Origin of the sequence: Roseovarius halotolerans (assembly GCF_900172255.1) — a bacterium.
Taxonomy (GTDB): domain Bacteria; phylum Pseudomonadota; class Alphaproteobacteria; order Rhodobacterales; family Rhodobacteraceae; genus Roseovarius; species Roseovarius halotolerans.
This window is the reverse complement of sequence record NZ_FWFU01000002.1, coordinates 12,843-29,672: the sequence shown is the minus strand read 5'-3', so window position 1 is coordinate 29,672 and position 16,830 is coordinate 12,843. Positions and strand designations below refer to the sequence as shown.

General features: G+C 64.8%; 18 protein-coding genes. 14 read left to right on the top strand and 4 right to left on the bottom strand.

Annotated elements, in window-relative coordinates:
• The first annotated feature begins 63 nt into the window (after positions 1-63).
• Positions 64-744 carry a phosphonate C-P lyase system protein PhnL gene (gene phnL / locus ROH8110_RS07035; protein ID WP_085817773.1) on the top strand — a complete coding sequence of 227 codons (681 nt, stop codon included), beginning with the start codon at positions 64-66 and terminating at the stop codon, positions 742-744.
• Entirely contained in the window at positions 744-1,289 is a 546-nt protein-coding gene (gene phnN, locus ROH8110_RS07030; RefSeq protein WP_085817081.1) for a phosphonate metabolism protein/1,5-bisphosphokinase (PRPP-forming) PhnN, read from the top strand. Before phnL ends, phnN begins: the two co-directional genes overlap by 1 nt.
• On the opposite strand, the gene ROH8110_RS07025 is transcribed toward phnN, so the two are convergent.
• Positions 1,271-1,957: a DUF1045 domain-containing protein gene (locus tag ROH8110_RS07025; RefSeq protein ID WP_085817080.1), complete on the bottom strand. Its 687-nt coding sequence runs from the start codon at positions 1,955-1,957 to the stop codon at positions 1,271-1,273. The two genes, phnN and ROH8110_RS07025, sit on opposite strands and share 19 nt — an antisense overlap.
• A gap of 50 nt (positions 1,958-2,007) precedes the next feature.
• On the opposite strand from ROH8110_RS07025, the gene ROH8110_RS07020 reads away from it, so the two are divergent.
• The 4 genes from ROH8110_RS07020 (at position 2,008) to ROH8110_RS07005 (ending at position 5,521) form a co-directional block, all read left to right on the top strand.
• Entirely contained in the window at positions 2,008-3,150 is a 1,143-nt protein-coding gene (locus ROH8110_RS07020; RefSeq protein ID WP_085817079.1) for an alpha-D-ribose 1-methylphosphonate 5-triphosphate diphosphatase, read from the top strand.
• A gap of 42 nt (positions 3,151-3,192) precedes the next feature.
• Positions 3,193-3,897 (top strand): fumarylacetoacetate hydrolase family protein, encoded by a 705-nt coding sequence (locus ROH8110_RS07015; protein ID WP_085817078.1) that lies wholly within the window; start codon positions 3,193-3,195, stop codon positions 3,895-3,897.
• A 183-nt stretch (positions 3,898-4,080) separates the two neighbouring features.
• Positions 4,081-5,043, top strand: a complete 963-nt coding sequence (locus ROH8110_RS07010) for an SLAC1 anion channel family protein (RefSeq protein WP_085817772.1) — start codon at positions 4,081-4,083, stop codon at positions 5,041-5,043.
• A gap of 37 nt (positions 5,044-5,080) precedes the next feature.
• The gene (locus ROH8110_RS07005) at positions 5,081-5,521 is read left to right on the top strand and encodes a DsrE family protein (RefSeq protein WP_085817077.1); all 441 of its coding nucleotides are present in this window, start codon (positions 5,081-5,083) and stop codon (positions 5,519-5,521) included.
• A 100-nt stretch (positions 5,522-5,621) separates the two neighbouring features.
• Here ROH8110_RS07005 and ROH8110_RS07000 read toward each other — a convergent pair whose 3' ends face one another.
• Complete coding sequence (locus ROH8110_RS07000; protein ID WP_085817076.1) at positions 5,622-7,310, bottom strand: acyl-CoA dehydrogenase family protein; 1,689 nt, start codon at positions 7,308-7,310, stop codon at positions 5,622-5,624.
• Between the two features lie 146 nt (positions 7,311-7,456).
• Between ROH8110_RS07000 and ROH8110_RS06995 the strand changes: the two genes are divergently transcribed.
• Complete coding sequence (locus tag ROH8110_RS06995; protein ID WP_085817075.1) at positions 7,457-8,230, top strand: sulfite exporter TauE/SafE family protein; 774 nt, start codon at positions 7,457-7,459, stop codon at positions 8,228-8,230.
• A gap of 264 nt (positions 8,231-8,494) precedes the next feature.
• Here the strand turns inward: ROH8110_RS06995 and ROH8110_RS06990 are convergent, their stop codons facing one another.
• Positions 8,495-10,093, bottom strand: coding sequence for a phosphoenolpyruvate carboxykinase (locus tag ROH8110_RS06990; RefSeq protein ID WP_085817074.1), 1,599 nt, complete (start codon positions 10,091-10,093; stop codon positions 8,495-8,497).
• A 356-nt stretch (positions 10,094-10,449) separates the two neighbouring features.
• Here ROH8110_RS06990 and ROH8110_RS06985 point away from each other — a divergent pair, with 356 nt between their 5' ends.
• The 7 genes from ROH8110_RS06985 to ROH8110_RS06955 are packed head-to-tail and all read left to right on the top strand — an operon-like array spanning position 10,450 to position 15,921.
• Entirely contained in the window at positions 10,450-11,151 is a 702-nt protein-coding gene (locus ROH8110_RS06985) for a response regulator transcription factor (RefSeq protein WP_085817073.1), read from the top strand.
• Positions 11,152-11,160: 9 nt separating this feature from the next.
• Positions 11,161-12,870 carry a sensor histidine kinase gene (locus ROH8110_RS06980; protein ID WP_085817072.1) on the top strand — a complete coding sequence of 570 codons (1,710 nt, stop codon included), beginning with the start codon at positions 11,161-11,163 and terminating at the stop codon, positions 12,868-12,870.
• A gap of 52 nt (positions 12,871-12,922) precedes the next feature.
• Entirely contained in the window at positions 12,923-13,348 is a 426-nt protein-coding gene (locus ROH8110_RS06975) for an HPr kinase/phosphorylase (protein WP_085817071.1), read from the top strand.
• A gap of 18 nt (positions 13,349-13,366) precedes the next feature.
• On the top strand, positions 13,367-14,290 hold the full coding sequence (gene rapZ / locus ROH8110_RS06970; RefSeq protein WP_085817070.1) for an RNase adapter RapZ: 924 nt from the start codon (positions 13,367-13,369) through the stop codon (positions 14,288-14,290).
• A 5-nt stretch (positions 14,291-14,295) separates the two neighbouring features.
• Entirely contained in the window at positions 14,296-14,721 is a 426-nt protein-coding gene (locus ROH8110_RS06965; RefSeq protein WP_085817069.1) for a PTS sugar transporter subunit IIA, read from the top strand.
• Positions 14,722-14,728: 7 nt separating this feature from the next.
• Complete coding sequence (locus ROH8110_RS06960; protein WP_085817068.1) at positions 14,729-15,007, top strand: HPr family phosphocarrier protein; 279 nt, start codon at positions 14,729-14,731, stop codon at positions 15,005-15,007.
• 14 nt (positions 15,008-15,021) lie between these two features.
• Positions 15,022-15,921 (top strand): lysophospholipid acyltransferase family protein, encoded by a 900-nt coding sequence (locus ROH8110_RS06955; RefSeq protein WP_085817067.1) that lies wholly within the window; start codon positions 15,022-15,024, stop codon positions 15,919-15,921.
• Here the strand turns inward: ROH8110_RS06955 and ROH8110_RS06950 are convergent.
• A complete protein-coding gene (locus ROH8110_RS06950; protein WP_085817066.1) occupies positions 15,918-16,793 on the bottom strand; it encodes a 3-hydroxybutyryl-CoA dehydrogenase in 876 nt (291 codons plus the stop codon). The two genes, ROH8110_RS06955 and ROH8110_RS06950, sit on opposite strands and share 4 nt — an antisense overlap.
• Positions 16,794-16,830 lie beyond the last annotated feature (37 nt).

Genomic DNA, 16,830 nt, shown 5'->3' with positions numbered 1-16,830 from the left:
CTGCCCCCGTCGCCCGGAGGGCGACTCCCCCGGAGTATTGGGGGCAAGATGAAGGAACACGGGATGATAGAGCTGGACGATGTGAGCAAGACATTCACCCTGCACAACCAGGGCGGCGCGGTGATCCCGGTGATGGAGCGGGCCGGGCTGAGGGTGGCGCGGGGCGAATGCGTGGCGCTGACCGGCAAGTCGGGGGCGGGCAAGTCCACCCTGATGCGGATGATCTATGGCAATTACCTTGCGGCCTCGGGGCGGATCGTCGTGGGGGATGTGGATGTGGCGGCGGCGACGCCGCGCGAGATCCTGGACCTGCGCCGCCACACGCTTGGCTATGTCAGCCAGTTCCTGCGCGTGGTGCCGCGGGTGCCGACGCTGGACGTGGTGGCCGAGCCGCTGCTTGCCCTTGGGCATGGGCGCGCCGAGGCGCTGGAGCGCGCGGGCACCCTTTTGACGCGGCTCAATATTCCCGAGCGGCTATGGCAGCTCAGCCCGACCACATTTTCTGGGGGCGAGCAGCAGCGGGTCAATATCGCGCGTGGCTTCGCCCATGACTATCCGGCCCTGTTGCTGGACGAGCCGACCGCCAGCCTTGATGCGATGAACCGTGAGACGGTGCTGTGCCTCGTCGAGGAGGCCAAGGTGGGGGGCGCCGCGATCGTCGGCATCTTTCATGACGAGAGCGCGCGGGCGCGGGTCTGCGATCGTGAGATCGACGTTTCGGGCTTTACGCCGGGGCTGACGTGATGAGCGGGCGATTGATCGGGGTTGTCGGGCCTTCGGGTGTGGGCAAGGACACCGTGATGGAGGGGCTTGCGGCGCGCCGACCCGGCCTCGGGTTGGTGCGGCGGGTGATCACGCGCCCCGGTTATGCCGTTGGCGAGGCGTTTGAAGATGTGAGCGCCGAGGAGTTCGAGCGGCGCGTGCAGGCCGGCGATTTCACGCTCCACTGGGGCGCGCACGGGCTGCGGTATGGCGTTCCGCGCGAGACCGAAGCGCGGCTGGACGGGGGCGAGGATCTGCTCGTGAACCTGTCGCGTTCGGTGCTGGGCGAGGCGCAGGCACGGTTTCCCGGCTTCACCACGCTGCACCTGACCGCGCCGCGCGAGGTTCTGGCCGGGCGGCTGGCCGCGAGGGGGCGCGAAGGCCGCGCCGATATCGAGGCGCGGCTCAGCCGTGCGTCGCTGGCGCTGCCCGAGGGGCTGGAACGGGTGATCGAGATATCCAATGCCGGACCACTGGAGGCGACACTTGCCGCGATTGATGCCCGGCTTTACCCCGAGAAGGAGTGACGGGAGACAAGATGAAACATCCCCTGCGCATCCTCGCCCGCAAGGCTGAGCCCGTCGATCACGAAGGGCGCGGGCAGGAGCGGTGCGACCACGGGCGCGAGCGCCTCGACGGTCTGGCGCGCCTGTGCCCTGGGCAGCTTGCCACTCAGGGTGATGTGAAAGCGGAATTCCTCCATCACATAGGGATAACCCCATTCGAGCAGCAGCGCATCCTGCGCAGGACTGAGGCCGGTGGCGCGGCGGCGGGCGATCTCGTCCGTGTCGGGCGGCGCGCGGAAGCTGTCGAAGCTGCGCACGGTATCGGCGGCAAGCGCCTTCAGCGGGGTGGTATCGCCCTTTGGGCAGAGCGCCAGGAAGCTGCCGAGCCGCGCGAGTTCGAGCCCCGCCAGGTGAACCGGCGCGTGCGCGGCGCAAAAGGATGCGAGCGCGACGTCAAGCGCGCCGGGGGTCGCCGCCTCCGCCAGCCGGAATGGCGGTTTCATCGTGCCGTGCAGTCCGTATTTGCGGGGTGTGGCGGTGATCTCGTCCACCGGGAGGGGCAGCCCCGCAATCTGCGGATGCGGGCGCACCGCGCCGGTGGTCATGTCCCAGCCAAGCCATGCCGCGCCGAAATCCGCCAGCGGCCCCGGCGCGGGCGTGTAGTAGACCGCGTATCGCCTGAATTCCATGCCTGCCTCCATTTCGGCGCCAACCCCTGCCAGCGAAGCGTGACATCCTCATGACACAAGAGACCATCCTCGCCAATGCCACCCTTGTCCTGCCTGATGAAACGGTCACCGGGGCGATTGTCCTGCGGGATGGAACCATCGCAGGGATCGATACCGGCAAGGTGGTGCCGAAAGGCGCTGTCGATTGCGGCGGCGATGTCGTCGCGCCGGGGTTGATCGAACTGCACACGGATAATCTCGAGCGGCATATCCAGCCGCGCCCCAAGGTGGACTGGCCCCACAATGCCGCGATCCTCGCGCATGATGCCGAGCTGGCCAGCACCGGGATTACCACGGTGTTCGATGCGATGCGGGTCGGGTCGAACCCGAACGGCAAGGGGCGCTACGTGAAATATGCCCGCGGGCTGGCCAGCGAATTGCTGGCATTGCGGGCCGGGGACGCGTTGAAGATCAGCCATTTCCTGCATCTGCGCGCCGAGGTGTGCTCGGAGACGCTGGAAGAGGAGCTGGCCGCCTTCGGAGAGGAAGACCGCGTGGGCATCGTGAGCCTGATGGACCACACGCCCGGCCAGCGGCAGTTTCGTGATCTCAGCAAGCTGGAAGCCTATGTGAAGGGGAAGCTGTCACTGAACGACGCCGAGTTCCAGGAGCATGTCGCTCAGCTCAAGGAGCTGCGCGCGCGCAACGGGGACAGGCACGAGGCGGCGGCTGTAGCCGAGGCGAAGCGCTTTGGTGCCGTTCTCGCGAGCCATGACGACACGACGCCCGAGCAGGTCGCGGTATCGGCGGGTTACGGTATCCGGATCGCCGAATTCCCCACCACGCTGGAGGCCGCGCGCGCCTGCCACGACCACGCGATTGCGGTCATCATGGGCGCCCCCAACCTGATCCGGGGCGGCTCGCATTCCGGTAATGTGGCGGCGCATGACCTGGCGGCGGCGGGGCATCTGGACATATTGTCATCGGACTACGTGCCCTCGGCGCTGCTGCTGGCGGCGGTGCAACTGGGCGAGACCTGGGGCGACATGGCGCGCGGAATGGCCACGGTCACGCGCAACCCGGCGCGGGGCGTCGGGCTGGAGGATCGCGGCGAGATCGCCGAAGGGATGCGCGCCGATCTGATCCGCTTTGCCATGCGGGGCGGGGTGCCGGCGCTGCGCTCGGTCTGGTCGCGCGGGGAGCGGGTGGCGTGATAGGGTTTTGACAGTCAGAGGGGCAGGGCGCATAACGTCGTCATGACCAACGACACACTGCTTTTCGACCCGCCCGCCATGCCTCTGGTTCCCGTGAAGGGGACGAGCCACCAATTTCCGGTGCGCCGTATCTTCTGCGTGGGGCGCAACTATGCCGCCCATGCCGCCGAGATGGGCAATGAGGTGGACCGCGAGGCGCCGTTCTATTTCACCAAATCCGCCCATGCGCTGTGCCTGTCGGGGGCGTCTATCCCCTATCCGCTTGGCACGCAGGACTGTCACTACGAGATGGAACTGGTCGTGGCCATCGGCGCGCCTGCGCTGCGCGTCGGCACGGACCGGGCGATGGAGGCGGTGATCGGCTATGCCTGCGGGATCGACCTGACACGGCGCGATTTGCAGGGTGCTGCCAAGGACAAGCGCCGCCCCTGGGATCTGGGTAAGGATTTCGAGAACTCCGCCCTGATGGGCACGATCAGCCCTGCCGACGCGTTCGGAACGCCCGGTGAGCAGCGGATCGCGCTGACACATGACGGCGCGGTCGCGCAGGAGGCGCGACTGAGCGATATGGTCTGGTCGGTGCCCGAAGTGATCGCGCATCTGTCTGGTTTCTATAACCTTTTGCCGGGTGACCTGATCTATACCGGGACGCCGGCAGGTGTCGGCCCGGTGCATCCCGGCAGCGTTCTGCGCGGCGAGATCGACGGGCTGGAGCCCGTGGAGGTCGAGATCGCGGCCGCGCTGTAGCTGTCGGTCTTGCAGAGTCCGGATCTGACGATGTCCCCAAGATTCTGCACGCGGTCGGTGATTTTTTTCGCAGGATTCGCGGCGGGCGCGGAAATAGTGCCGGTTTCTCGATTGGATTGATCTGGATCAACGAGATCGCTTCGCTCATATGCTGAGTATCGAATGTATATTCAGGAGACGCGTATGAGCGAAGAGAGACACAGTTGGCTCGAACATTACCCGATTACGTTATTCACGATCATCATGGGTGTGTCAGGGCTGACGCTGGCGCTCCGTGCGGGTGAACGCGCGCTCGGCTTGACCGCGACGCTGTCGAGCGGGGCATATATCCTGACGCTGATTCTGTTCGTGGTGATTGCAGTTGGCTATGCGATCAAGGCGATACGCCATCCGCAGGCGGTCAAGGCCGAGTGGAACCACCCCGTGCGGCTTGCCTTTTTCCCGGCGATTTCCATCGGCTTGTTGCTGTTGTCCACGGCGACGCTGTCGTGGTCGCCAGGAGTTGCGCATGTCATGTGGGTTGTCGGCGCAGCCGGGCAGGGGGTGCTGACGATTGCCGTGGTATCGGGCTGGATCGGGAGCCGGGCATTCCTGCACGGGCATCTGTCGCCGGCGTGGTTCATCCCGGCGGTGGGCAATGTGATTGTCCCGATTGCGGGGGTGAAGCTGGGTTATATCGAGACGAGCTGGTTCTTCCTGTCGGTCGGGCTGATCTTCTGGAGTGTGCTGTTGACGCTGGTGATGAACCGGCTGATCTTTCATGACCCGCTTCCCGAGCGGCTTCAGCCGACGCTGGTGATCCTGATCGCGCCGCCTGCCGTGGGGTTCCTTGCCTGGGTCGAACTCACCGGCGAGATCGGCAGCTTTGCACGGGTTCTGTTGAACGGGGCATATCTGTTCGCGCTGATCGTTGCGGTGCAGTTGCCGCGCATCCTGCGCCTGCCCTTCGCCATGTCCTTCTGGGCGCTCAGCTTTCCGGTGGCGGCGCTGACCATTGCCAGTTTCACCTATGCCGGGGCGATGCGCTCGCAGCCGCATCAGTTCATCGGCGTCGCGCTCTTGTCGGCGCTGGTGGCGATCATCGCTGCGCTTCTGATCCGCACGTCGCGCGCCATCGTGGCGGGCGAGGTGTTCCGACCCGAATGACTCTCACCCAACGTCCATCCAAAAATAGAGGTTTACCATGAAGAAGATACTGACAGTTTGTGCCCTGGCCGCAGCGACGGCGCTGGCAGCCCCCGCGCAGGCGGATGACGGCAAGAAGCTGGTGACGGTCGTCACCTCGCCGGATGCGCAGACGCAGCTGATGTCGATGGTGCTGACCATGCAGACGATCCAGCAGGGCGCCAAGGCGCAGATCCTGCTTTGCGGCCCGGCGGGCGACCTGGCGCTGAAGGAGGCGCCCGAAAGCGCCACCGCACCGCAGAAGCCCAAGGACATGAGCCCGCAGGGCCTGATGAAGATGATCATGGAAAAGACCGGCACCAAGGTCGAGGTCTGCGCCATCTACCTGCCCAACAAGGGCGTGGACGGCACCGCGCTGCTTGATGGGATCACCGCCGCTAACCCCGCCGAGATGGGCGCGGCACTGATCGCGGACAATACGACGGTCCTGAGTTTCTGAGGCCCGTCTGGCGTTTGCCGTAACGAGTGATTCCAAGTGGGGAAGGGGCGTCCGGATATCCGGGCGCCCCTTTTCGTTGTGCTGTGTCCGCGGCCCTTGGTCAGGCGAGCAGGCGGCGCGCGATGACCTGTGCCTGGATTTCGGCCGCGCCCTCGAAGATGTTGAGGATACGCGCATCGCAGAGGATGCGGCTGATCGAGTATTCCAGCGCGAAACCGTTGCCACCATGAATCTGCAAGCCGTTATCGGCCGCCGACCATGCGACCCGCGCGCCCAGCAGCTTGGCCATGCCGGCCTCGAGGTCGCAGCGGTGGCCGTTATCTTTTTCCCACGCGCTGAAATACGTCAGCTGCCGGGCGATCATGATCTCGACGGCCATCATCGCCAGCTTGCCGGAAACCCGGGGAAATTCGATCAGGGACTTGCCGAACTGCTTGCGGTCGATGGCGTATTGCATCGCCACATCCAGTGCCGACTGCGCCACGCCGATGGCGCGGGCCGCGGTCTGGATACGGGCGGATTCGAAGGTTTCCATCAGCTGCTTGAAGCCCTTGCCCTCTTCGCCGCCCAGAAGGTTCTCGCCCTTCACGTGGAAGTTGTCGAAGGCCAGTTCGTATTCCTTCATGCCGCGATAGCCCAGCACCTCGATCTCGCCGCCGGTCATGCCTTCGGTGGGGAAGGGGTCGGCGTCGGTGCCGGGGATTTTCTCGGCCAGGAACATCGACAGGCCGCGGTGGTCGGTGCTGTCAGGGTCGGTGCGCGCGAGCAGGGTCATGACATGGGTGCGCGCCGCATGGGTGATCCAGGTCTTGTTGCCGGTCACCTTGTAGTCGCCATTCTCGTCCCTGGTCGCGCGGGCGCGCAGGCTGCCGAGATCCGAGCCGGTATTGGGTTCTGTGAAGACTGCCGTGGGCAGGATCTCACCGCTGGCAATGCGGGGGAGCCAGCTGCTTTTCTGCTCATCCGTCCCGCCCGCAAGGATCAGTTCGGCCGCGATTTCGGAGCGGGTGCCAAGCGAGCCCACGCCGATGTAACCGCGTGAAAGCTCTTCGGAAACCACGACCATCGACGCCTTGGACAGGCCGAAACCCCCAAGGTTTTCGGGGATTGTCAGCCCGAACACGCCCATCTCGGCCAGATCGTCGATGATTTCCATCGGGATCAGCTCGTCCTTGAGGTGCCATTCATGGGCGTGGGGTTCGACCTTGTCGGCCGAGAAGCGGCGGAACTGTTCGCGGATCATCTCGAGTTCGTCGTCAAGGCCGGTATGGCCGACGGTGATCTCGGCGGCGCGTTCCTGCATCAGGTCCACAAGGCGGGTACGGGCGGCCTGGGTGTTGCCCGACTGGGTCAGGGTGGCGATTTCGGGCGTGTCGAGGGCGGCGATGTCCGCGGGCGAAAGGCCAAGATCGTTGAGGCGCAGGATCTCGCCCTGGTTCATCTGGATGCCGCCGCGGATCTGCCAGAGGTATTCCCCGAAGGCGATCTGGTGAATCAGTTGCTCGGTCTCGCCGAATTTTCCCATTTCCGTCAAGCGGTTGGCCCATGCCTGCATCTGGCGCAGGGATTCGACATAGGTGGCGAGCCAGGCGAGACCATGTGCGGCGAACTGGTTGGCCTCGACGGCGCTGCCGGAAACGCGGTCATCGACGACCACGAGGTCGCGCAGATGCGTCCGAGCGGAGTCGAGCAGGCCCTCGGCGGGCGCGATTGCGGCCTCGGTCAGGCCAAGCAAGTCCTTGAGAATGATCGGGTTTTCCATTGCAGCATCCTGTCCGTCACGAGCCATGAATCAATCCTTATCCTGTCGGGCCTTGTCCTAGCCATTTTGCAGGTGCAGCGCAACTATTATGCCCCGGCTGCGTCGATTTTGATCGAAAGTTGCGCATTCCTTTTTGCGGGTGCAGCCCGCGCCCGGACGGCCTATGAAACGGTATGGATGGCATGGTTTCAGAACTCGGGCTCGCCGGCTGGGGGGTCCTGCTGACAGTTGGTCTTGGCGCGGGGATCGTCAAGGGCGTGGTCGGTTTCGCCATGCCGATGGTGATGATTTCCGCTTTGGGGTCAATGGTTTCCCCCGAAGTCGCACTGGCCGGGCTGATCATCCCGACGGTGGTGACGAATGTCTGGCAGGCGCTGCGGCAAGGGATTGGCGCGGCGTGGGAGTCGACACGGCGGTTCTGGCGGTTCCTGCTGGTGGGATTCGTGCTGCTGATGGGCTCGGCGCAGCTGGTGCCGTACCTGCCCAAGTCATTGATGTCATTGATGATTGGCGTCCCCGTCGCGGTTTACGCGGCTTGGGGGCTGAGTGGGCGGCCACTGGCTCTGCCCGGCGCTTCGGGCCGCAGGGGCGAGGCGATCATGGGCGCGGTTGCCGGATTTTTCGCAGGATTTTCAGGCGTTTGGGGGCCGCCAACGGTGGCGATGCTGACCGCGCGGGGCACCGACATGCAGGAACAGATGCGGGTGCAGGGCGTCATCTATGGGTTGGGGTCCGTGGCGCTGGCGGGGGCACATTTGGTGTCAGGCGTGCTCAATTCGGCCACGGCCCCGCTGTCGATGGCGCTGGTCCTGCCTGCGCTGGCGGGGTTGTGGCTCGGGTTTCGCATCCAGGACCGGATCGACCAGCGGACATTCCGCAAGCTGACGCTTCTGGTGCTTCTGATCGCGGGGCTGAACCTGATCCGGCGCGGGGTGCTGGCGATCTGAGCGAGGGACGTACAAAACGTCCGTTTTGTACGCCGGTATTGTACGGAAATCGGGACGCCGGGCGAAACGTCTGTACAAAACCGCCCCAAGCGGCCATCGCGCCGCGCATTTACCCGATGGCAAGATTTACGCGCTACCGTGATCCTTGTGCGTGATTCCACGCACGCTTCGCAAAGGGCGATCGATGATCTGCAAAGCCATGTCAGGGTCGGGCCAGGCCGGCGAATCCGCCCCGACCGCAAGGGCCGGGGCAATACCGGGCGTTCAGCCGAGCGCGGCGGCTTTCACGTCATCGTCGATATAGGGAACGTATTGCTCGAAATTATCCGCAAACATCTGCACAAGCTTGGCTGCCTGACGGTCATAGGACTCGGGATCGTCCCAGGTCCGGCGCGGGTCGAGCAACACTTCGGCGACGCCGGGCACGGCCACCGGCACATCGAAACCGAAATTGTCGTCCTTGCGGAATTCGACCTCGCCGAGAGAGCCATCAAGCGCGGCGGTCAGCAAGCCGCGGGTGGCGCGGATCGGCATCCGCGACCCGGTGCCATAGGCGCCGCCGGTCCAGCCGGTATTGACCAGCCAGCAGGTCGCGCCGTGCTTCGCGATCTTGTCGCGCAGAAGATTGCCGTAAACCTCGGGGCGGCGCGGCATGAAGGGCGCGCCGAAACAGGTCGAGAAGGTGGGCTCCGGCTCGGTCACGCCACGTTCGGTGCCCGCGACCTTGGAGGTGAAGCCCGAAAGGAAGTGATACATCGCCTGCGCCGGGGTCAGCCGCGCGATCGGGGGCAGCACGCCGAAGGCGTCACAGGTCAGCATGATGACGTTCTTGGGATGCCCGCCAAGCGCCGTTTCCGAGGCGTTCGAGATATAGGACAGCGGGTAGGCGCAGCGCATGTTGGCGGTGAGCGAGTCATCGTCGAAATCCAGCTCGAATGTCTGGGGATCGAACACCATGTTCTCGATCACGGTGCCGAACTTGCTGGTCGTGGCGTAGATTTCCGGCTCGGCCTCGGGGTTGAGGTGGATGGTCTTGGCATAGCAGCCCCCTTCGAAGTTGAAGGTGCCGCGATCCGACCAGCCATGCTCGTCATCGCCGATCAGCGTGCGCGAGGGATCGGCCGAAAGCGTGGTCTTGCCGGTGCCGCTGAGACCGAAGAACACGGCAGTGTCGACCGGGTTGCCATCGGCATGGTTGGCCGAGCAATGCATCGGCATGATGCCTTTTTCGGGCAACAGGTAGTTCAGGAGCGTGAAGACGGATTTCTTGTTCTCGCCGGCATATTCGGTGCCGCCGATCAGGATCAGCTTGCGGTCGAAATTGAGCGCAATCACGGTTTCGGAGTTGCAGCCGTGCTTGGCCGGATCGGCGCGGAAGCTGGGGCAGTTGATGACGGTGAAATCGGCGGTGAAGCTGTCCAGCGCGTCCGGTTCGGGACGCCGCAGCAGGTGGCGGATGAACAGCCCGTGCCAGGCCAGCTCGGTCACCATGCGGACATTGATCGCATGGGCCGGGTCGGCGCCGCCGGTCAGGTCCTGCACATGGAAGTCGCGGCCCTTCATATGCGCCAGCAGGTCGTCATAGAGCACATCGAAATGCTCGGGCGACATGGCGGCGTTGTTTTCCCACCAGATCGTGTCGGCGACGCTGTCGGTCTTGACGACATGCTTGTCCTTGGGCGAGCGCCCGGTGAACTTGCCGGTGGTGACCAGAAACGCCCCGCCGCGCCCGAGATGGCCCTCGCCATTCTTGAGCGCCGCTTCGATCAGCGCGGGTTCGATCAGGTTGTAGCTGACATTCCCGAGCCCGGTTATGCCCTGATCTTCAAGCCGGAAATCCGGGTTCACCCGTCCAGTTGTCATGTGTCTCGCGCTCCTGTTCGCGTTTGCCGCCTGCAGGGGGGCGGCGAAAATGCAGTGGCGCCTGGCATGGCGCCGATGTGTCGGTCAAAACCGGCCCCCGCGGGCCTCTTAGCATGACGTTTCCGTAAAAGAACAGGACGGTTTGGCGCAGTTAGCGCAACCAGCGCATCGTTAGCGCAACCAAAGGGCGGCTGCCCGGCAACAAAGTGAGTCAATTTCGCCATGCGTGCCATTTTTTTGCCTTGAATGACGATCGGGCACGGGGTGATTCGCAGTTTTGGATTGATTGTAAAGGGCAATGCGGCGCATATTGCAGGGAAAAACCAAGAAGAAGAGCAGCACAAGGACCAAATCTCATGTCAAAGATCGCCCTGGTGGACGATGATCGAAACATCCTGACATCGGTCTCGATGACGCTCGAGGCCGAGGGCTTCGAGGTGGATACGTATAATGACGGTCAGCAGGCCTTCGATGCCTTCAGCAAGAAGCTCCCCGACATGGCGGTGCTCGATATCAAGATGCCGCGCATGGACGGCATGGACCTGTTGCAGCGGCTGCGCCAGAAAAGCTCGATGCCGGTGATCTTCCTGACATCCAAGGATGACGAGATCGACGAGGTGCTCGGCCTGCGCATGGGGGCGGACGATTACGTCAAGAAGCCGTTCAGCCAGCGCCTGCTGGTCGAACGCATCCGCGCCCTGCTGCGCCGCCAGGAGGCGATGGACGGCAATATCGTGGGCGACACCGAGGAAACCAAGGTGATCGAACGCGGCCAGCTGCGGATGGACCCGCTGCGCCACGCGGTCAGCTGGAAGGGCAAGGACGTATCGCTGACGGTCACCGAATTCCTGCTGCTGCAGGCGCTTGCACAGCGCCCCGGCTTTGTCAAAAGCCGCGATCAGCTGATGGATGTGGCCTATGACGACCAAGTTTACGTGGATGATCGCACCATCGACAGCCACATCAAGCGCCTGCGCAAGAAGCTGCGTATGGTCGACGAGGAATTCTCGGCGATCGAGACGCTTTACGGGATCGGCTACCGGTATAACGAGGAATAAAGAAGCATAATGGCGCTCGCCGAGGACATCGACATGCGCGAAAACGCGTCGCGCCGGGACGACGATCTCGTCCTTGGCGATGACTTCGTCACGCCCGACAGCGTGGGCGACGAAGAGGTGCGCTCGCGCCGTGAACGGCGGGGCTTCTTCTCGCTGCGCGACTCGTCGCTGACCCGCAAGATCGTCACCTTCAACCTTGTCGCGCTCAGCGTGCTGGTGGCCGGTGTGCTTTATCTCAATTCCTCGCGCGACAGCCTGGCCGGGCAATGGGCCGGAGGGCTGGTCAGCGAGGTGGAACTTGTCGCCGATGTGTTCGAGGTGCAGCTGCCGGCGAATGCGCCGGTGAGCCTGGCGTCGGGCGACGGGCTGGACGTGGCCGGCTCGCTTGAATCGCTCGACCTGCGCAGCGGCGTCGAGGTCTTCGTCTTCGACCCTGCCGGGACGCTGGCGGGCCATATCGTGGGCAGCGCGCGCGCGCCCGGCGCGGAGAACGGCGGCGCGACACACACATTCATCACCGACGCGCTGAACCGGCTCTGGGGCTGGGTCTCGGCGCCCTTCGCCGCGCAGAGCGAGGCGCCCGCGCGCAGCCTTGAGGAAAAGGCCGCGGCAATGGTCGCGCCGACGCTGGAGGGCGGGCCGCAGACCGCCTCGGGCGATGTCGGCGGGCGCACGGTTTTCGCGGCGTCGACAACGATCATGCAGGACGGCAGCCCCGTCGCGGTGGTCGCCCTGACCGACGCCACCGGCGAGATCGACCGGATGGTGCGGGCCGAGCATGAACGGGTGCTGCGCATGTTCCTGATCGCGACGGCGGTCTCGGTCGGTCTGAGCGTGATCCTGGCCTCGACGATCGCCAACCCGCTGGCCGACCTGGCCGCCGCCGCCGAGATCGGCGGCGATCGCAACCGCGGCAAGGGCGGCGGACGCATCCGCATCCCCGACCTGACCGCACGCCCCGACGAGATCGGCCGCCTGTCGGGTGCGCTGAGGGGCATGGTCGCGGCGCTCTATCACCGGATCGACAGCAACGAGCAATTCGCCGCGGACGTGGCGCATGAGATCAAGAACCCGCTGGCCAGCCTGCGTTCGGCGGTGGGCACGCTGCGGGTGGCCAAGCGCGCCGACCAGCGCGAGAAACTGCTGGAAGTGATCGAACATGACGTGCGCCGGCTCGACCGGCTGGTCAGCGACATCTCGAATGCCTCGCGCCTTGACAGCGAGCTGGTCAAGGAGGAGCAGGAGGCCTTCGACCTGCTGGGCATGCTGCGCAACCTCGGGCTTTACCTTGGCGAAGAGGCTGAGAAGAAGGGTATCGAGTTCATCACCGATTTCCCCAACGAGCCGATCATCTTCGTCGGGCTGGAAGGGCGGCTGGCGCAGGTTTTCGTCAACCTGATCACCAACGCCATCAGTTTCTGCGAGCACGGCGACGCGATCCGCCTTTGGGTGCGCAAGCGCGAGAACCGGGTGCTGGTCGTGGTCGAGGATACCGGCCCGGGCATCCCGGACCAGGCGCTGACCAAGATCTTCAAGCGGTTCTATTCGCAGCGCGCGGAAAATGACTTCGGCAACAATTCCGGCCTCGGCCTGTCGATCTCGAAACAGATCATCGAGGCCCATGACGGTGTGATCTGGGCCGAGAACATCCGCCCGACCGATGCCGACGCCACGTCGGACCCGCTGGGCGCACGCTTTGTCGTGGGCCTGCCGGTCTGAGCGTGTGAGCGACGCGCCCGACCCATCCTGCACCCCACCCTATCCGCCCGCCATGCGGCCCGGAGAGACGATCCTGCACGCCACCACGGTGGCGGTCGCGGGGCGTGCGGCGCTGATCCGCGGGCAAGCGGGACGCGGCAAATCGGGGCTTGCGCTGCAACTGATCGCGCTGGGCGCCGAGCTGGTGGCCGATGACCGCACGCGGCTCTGGCGCCGCGGCGAGGAGGTTCTGGCCGACGCGCCGCTGCCCATCAGGGGCCGGATCGAGGCGCGCGGCGTGGGGCTGATGACCTGCCCCGCCAGCGGCCCGACCCCGGTCCGGCTGATCGTGGACATGGACCATGACGAAGCCGAGCGCCTGCCGCCGATGCGAGAGGAGGCGCTGCTGGGCGTGACGCTGCCGGTCACGCGAAAAGCGCCCCATACCCATTTCCCCGCTGCGATCATGCTCTACCTGCGTTATGGAAGACGCGACTGAAGCGAACGGAAGAATGCCATGCCGACCCCGGCAGACCCGATCAAACCCCGTCTTGTCCTGGTCACCGGCCCATCGGGTGCGGGCCGCACCACCGCGATCCGCGCGCTCGAGGACATGGGCTATGAGGCCATCGACAACCTGCCGCTGTCGCTGTTGCCCCGGCTGCTGGACGGCGATGCGCCCGAAAAGCCGCTGGCGCTGGGGGTGGATACGCGCAACAGGGATTTCTCGACCAATGCGCTGATCGAGACGATCGACCGGATGGACCGGCTGCGCGGCGTGCCGATGCAGGTTCTCTATCTTGATTGCAGCGCCGAGGTCCTGTTGCGCCGCTTTTCGGAAACACGGCGCCGCCACCCGCTGGCCCCGGCGGAGAGCCCCGGCCTTGGCATCGCACGCGAGTTCGATCTGCTGGGACCGATCCGCGCACGGGCCGATATCCTGATCGACAGCTCGGAGATGTCGCCGCATGACCTGCGCGCCGAGCTGGAACAATGGTTCGCCCCGCAAGGCGGCAGCGACATGGCGGTGTCGGTGCATTCGTTTTCCTACAAGCGGGGCCTGCCGCGCGGGCTGGACATGGTGCTGGATTGCCGGTTCCTGCAGAATCCCTATTGGGAGGAGGGCCTGCGCGCGCTCGACGGGCGCGACCAGCGGGTCGCCGACTATGTGGCGCAGGATGCGCGGTTCGCCTCGTTTCGTGACAAGGTGGTCGAGCTTGCGCTGTTGTTGCTGCCCGCCTATGAGGCGGAAGGAAAGGCGTATCTCGCGATCGGGTTCGGCTGCACCGGGGGCCAGCATCGTAGCGTCGCAATGGCAGAAACTTTGGCCCGGGCACTTGCAGATGGCGGCTGGCCGGTGTCAATAAGACATCGTGAGCTTGAGCGGCGGGGAGCGGCGGAAGCGCCGCGCGGAGACCTGCAGGCCAGAGTGGGAGAGTAACGGGTTTGATCGGCATCGTGATCGTGGCGCATGGCGGCCTTGCCCCGGAATATCTGAGGGCCATCGAACATGTGGTCGGCGCGCAGACCGGGATCCTTGCGATCTCGATGGAAGGCGACGACGACCGCACGGCCAAGCAGGCCGAGGTCTGTGCGGCCGCGGATGCCGTGGACACGGGCGATGGCGTGCTGATCGTGACCGACCTGTTCGGCGGTTCGCCGTCGAACCTGTCCTTGAAGGCATGTCAGCCGGCGAACCGGCGCATTCTCTACGGGGCCAACCTGCCTATGCTGATCAAGCTGACCAAGAGCCGGCATCTGCCGGTGCACGAGGCCGCACGCGCCGCGCTGGACGCGGGGCGCAAATACATCAACAGCCATAATGGACTTGCCGGCGATCCCGACGATCCGGGCGATCAGGCAGACAGGTAAGAAAGCAATGTGCGATACGATTACGCGCCGACTGGACATCGTGAACGAGAAGGGTCTTCATGCCCGCGCCGCCGCGAAACTGGTCGAGGTGGCCGAAGGCTTCGACGCCACTGCGGAGATCTCGCTTGACGGGATGTCGGCCTCGGGGGACAGCATCATGGGGCTTTTGATGTTGGCAGCATCGAAAGGAACCACTATTGACATGCAGACCTCGGGGGCGGATGCGGAGCCACTGGCCGATGCGATCGAGGCGCTTGTCGCAAACCGCTTTGGCGAGGACATGTGAAGAAACGTGCAGCGATGCGCGACGAGGGGGCACACCACTTGGCAGAGAGCGCAAAGGACCAGGGAAAGACCGGCGATACGGTGAACTTTACCAAGTATGACCGCCGCAGCCTGACCTATGCCAATTCCTTTGACTCGCCCGCGACCGCATTGGCGATCCGGACGATCGAATGGTTCACCGGCAAGCTGACGATCCTGCGGATGATCCGCCAGTTCGAGAAGCGCGGCGCGCCCACCGGCCAGCCCTTCTGGCGCGCGGCGCTGGATACGATGGGGATCGACCTGCTGACCCCCGACAGCGAGCTCATGAACATCCCGCGCGACGGCCCGGTGGTGGCGGTGGCCAACCATCCGCACGGTCTGGTGGACGGGATGATCCTGGCCGACCTGATCGGGCGCCGGCGCACCGATTACAAGATCCTGACCCGCGCGCTGCTGACGGGGATCGACGAGGTGGCGGCCTCCTACATGATCCCGGTGCCCTTCCCCCACGAGCCCGACGCGCAGCGAAAGTCGGTGGAAATGCGCGCCAAGGCGATGGCCCACCTGCAGGAAGGCGGGCTGATCAGCGTGTTTCCCTCGGGCGTGGTGGCATCGAGCGATACGATGTTCGGCCCGGTGATCGAGCGGGAATGGAACGTCTTTACCGCGCAGATGATCCGGCGCTCGGGCGCGACGGTGGTGCCGATCTTCTTTCCGGGATCGAATTCACGCTGGTATCAGGTGGCCAACCGGCTGTCGGCGACGCTGCGCCAGGGGCTGTTGCTGCACGAGGTCGTGCATAGCTGCAATCGCCCGCAAAAGCCGGTGGTCGGTGCGCCGATCAGTGCCGAGCGCATGAAGATGCTGGACAGCGATCCGCGCGGCTTCATGACCTGGCTGCGCGAACATACACTGGAACTGGGCCGCAACTAGCGCGTCGGCACCGGCGTTTCACCACGATAATCGTAAAAGCCGCGGCCGGTCTTGCGACCGAGCCAGCCCGCCTCGACATATTTGGTGAGCAGGGGGCAGGGGCGATACTTGGTGTCGGCGAGCCCGTCGTGCAGCACGTTCATGATCGCAAGGCAGGTGTCGAGCCCGATGAAGTCCGCCAGCTCCAGAGGCCCCATCGGGTGATTGGCCCCCAGTTTCATCGATTCGTCGATGGACTTCACGTTGCCGACGCCTTCGTAGAGCGTGTAGACCGCCTCGTTGATCATCGGCATCAGGATGCGGTTGACGATGAAGGCCGGGAAATCCTCGGCGGAGGCGGCGGTTTTCCCCAGCTTCTCGACGACGGCGAGGCAGGAATCATAGGTGGGCCTGTCGGTGGCGATGCCGCGGATGAGCTCGACCAGCTGCATCACCGGCACCGGGTTCATGAAGTGAAAGCCCATGAACTTCTCGGGACGGTCGGTGCGGCTGGCGAGGCGGGTGATCGAGATCGACGAGGTGTTCGAGGTCAGGATCGTGTGCGGCTGCAGATGCGGCAGGAGCTCGTCGAAGATCGCCTGCTTGACGGTCTCGCGCTCGGTCGCGGCCTCGATCACGAGGTCGGTGGCGCCGAGATCGGTGAGGGTCAGGGTGGTGGTGATGCGTGCGAGAGCGGCTTCCATCTCGTCGGCGGTGATCTTGTCGCGGCTGACCTGGCGTTCGAGATTCTTGCGCACGGTGGAGAGCGCCTTCTCGAGCATGTCCTGGCTGATGTCGTTGAGAAGAACCTCATAGCCCGCGAGCGCCATCACATGGGCGATGCCGTTGCCCATCTGGCCCGCGCCGACCACGCCGATTGTCCGGATTTCCATTGGCTCGCCTTTCATGTTTGCGCTGCCACAATAGGCG

Bases quoted from the DNA above. Each gene is read 5' to 3' on its own strand.
- ROH8110_RS07010 (WP_085817772.1), top strand. From the start codon at position 4,081: ATGAGCGAAGAGAGACACAGTTGGCTCGAACATTACCCGATTACGTTA.
- ROH8110_RS06985 (WP_085817073.1), top strand. From the start codon at position 10,450: ATGTCAAAGATCGCCCTGGTGGACGATGATCGAAACATCCTGACATCG.
- ROH8110_RS07015 (WP_085817078.1), top strand. From the start codon at position 3,193: ATGACCAACGACACACTGCTTTTCGACCCGCCCGCCATGCCTCTGGTT.
- ROH8110_RS06995 (WP_085817075.1), top strand. From the start codon at position 7,457: ATGGATGGCATGGTTTCAGAACTCGGGCTCGCCGGCTGGGGGGTCCTG.
- rapZ (WP_085817070.1), top strand. From the start codon at position 13,367: ATGCCGACCCCGGCAGACCCGATCAAACCCCGTCTTGTCCTGGTCACC.
- ROH8110_RS06980 (WP_085817072.1), top strand. From the start codon at position 11,161: ATGGCGCTCGCCGAGGACATCGACATGCGCGAAAACGCGTCGCGCCGG.
- ROH8110_RS07000 (WP_085817076.1), bottom strand. From the start codon at position 7,310: ATGGCTCGTGACGGACAGGATGCTGCAATGGAAAACCCGATCATTCTC.
- phnL (WP_085817773.1), top strand. From the start codon at position 64: ATGATAGAGCTGGACGATGTGAGCAAGACATTCACCCTGCACAACCAG.
- ROH8110_RS06990 (WP_085817074.1), bottom strand. From the start codon at position 10,093: ATGACAACTGGACGGGTGAACCCGGATTTCCGGCTTGAAGATCAGGGC.
- ROH8110_RS07025 (WP_085817080.1), bottom strand. From the start codon at position 1,957: ATGGAATTCAGGCGATACGCGGTCTACTACACGCCCGCGCCGGGGCCG.
- phnN (WP_085817081.1), top strand. From the start codon at position 744: ATGAGCGGGCGATTGATCGGGGTTGTCGGGCCTTCGGGTGTGGGCAAG.
- ROH8110_RS06960 (WP_085817068.1), top strand. From the start codon at position 14,729: ATGTGCGATACGATTACGCGCCGACTGGACATCGTGAACGAGAAGGGT.
- ROH8110_RS07020 (WP_085817079.1), top strand. From the start codon at position 2,008: ATGACACAAGAGACCATCCTCGCCAATGCCACCCTTGTCCTGCCTGAT.
- ROH8110_RS07005 (WP_085817077.1), top strand. From the start codon at position 5,081: ATGAAGAAGATACTGACAGTTTGTGCCCTGGCCGCAGCGACGGCGCTG.
- ROH8110_RS06975 (WP_085817071.1), top strand. From the start codon at position 12,923: ATGCGGCCCGGAGAGACGATCCTGCACGCCACCACGGTGGCGGTCGCG.
- ROH8110_RS06950 (WP_085817066.1), bottom strand. From the start codon at position 16,793: ATGGAAATCCGGACAATCGGCGTGGTCGGCGCGGGCCAGATGGGCAAC.
- ROH8110_RS06955 (WP_085817067.1), top strand. From the start codon at position 15,022: ATGCGCGACGAGGGGGCACACCACTTGGCAGAGAGCGCAAAGGACCAG.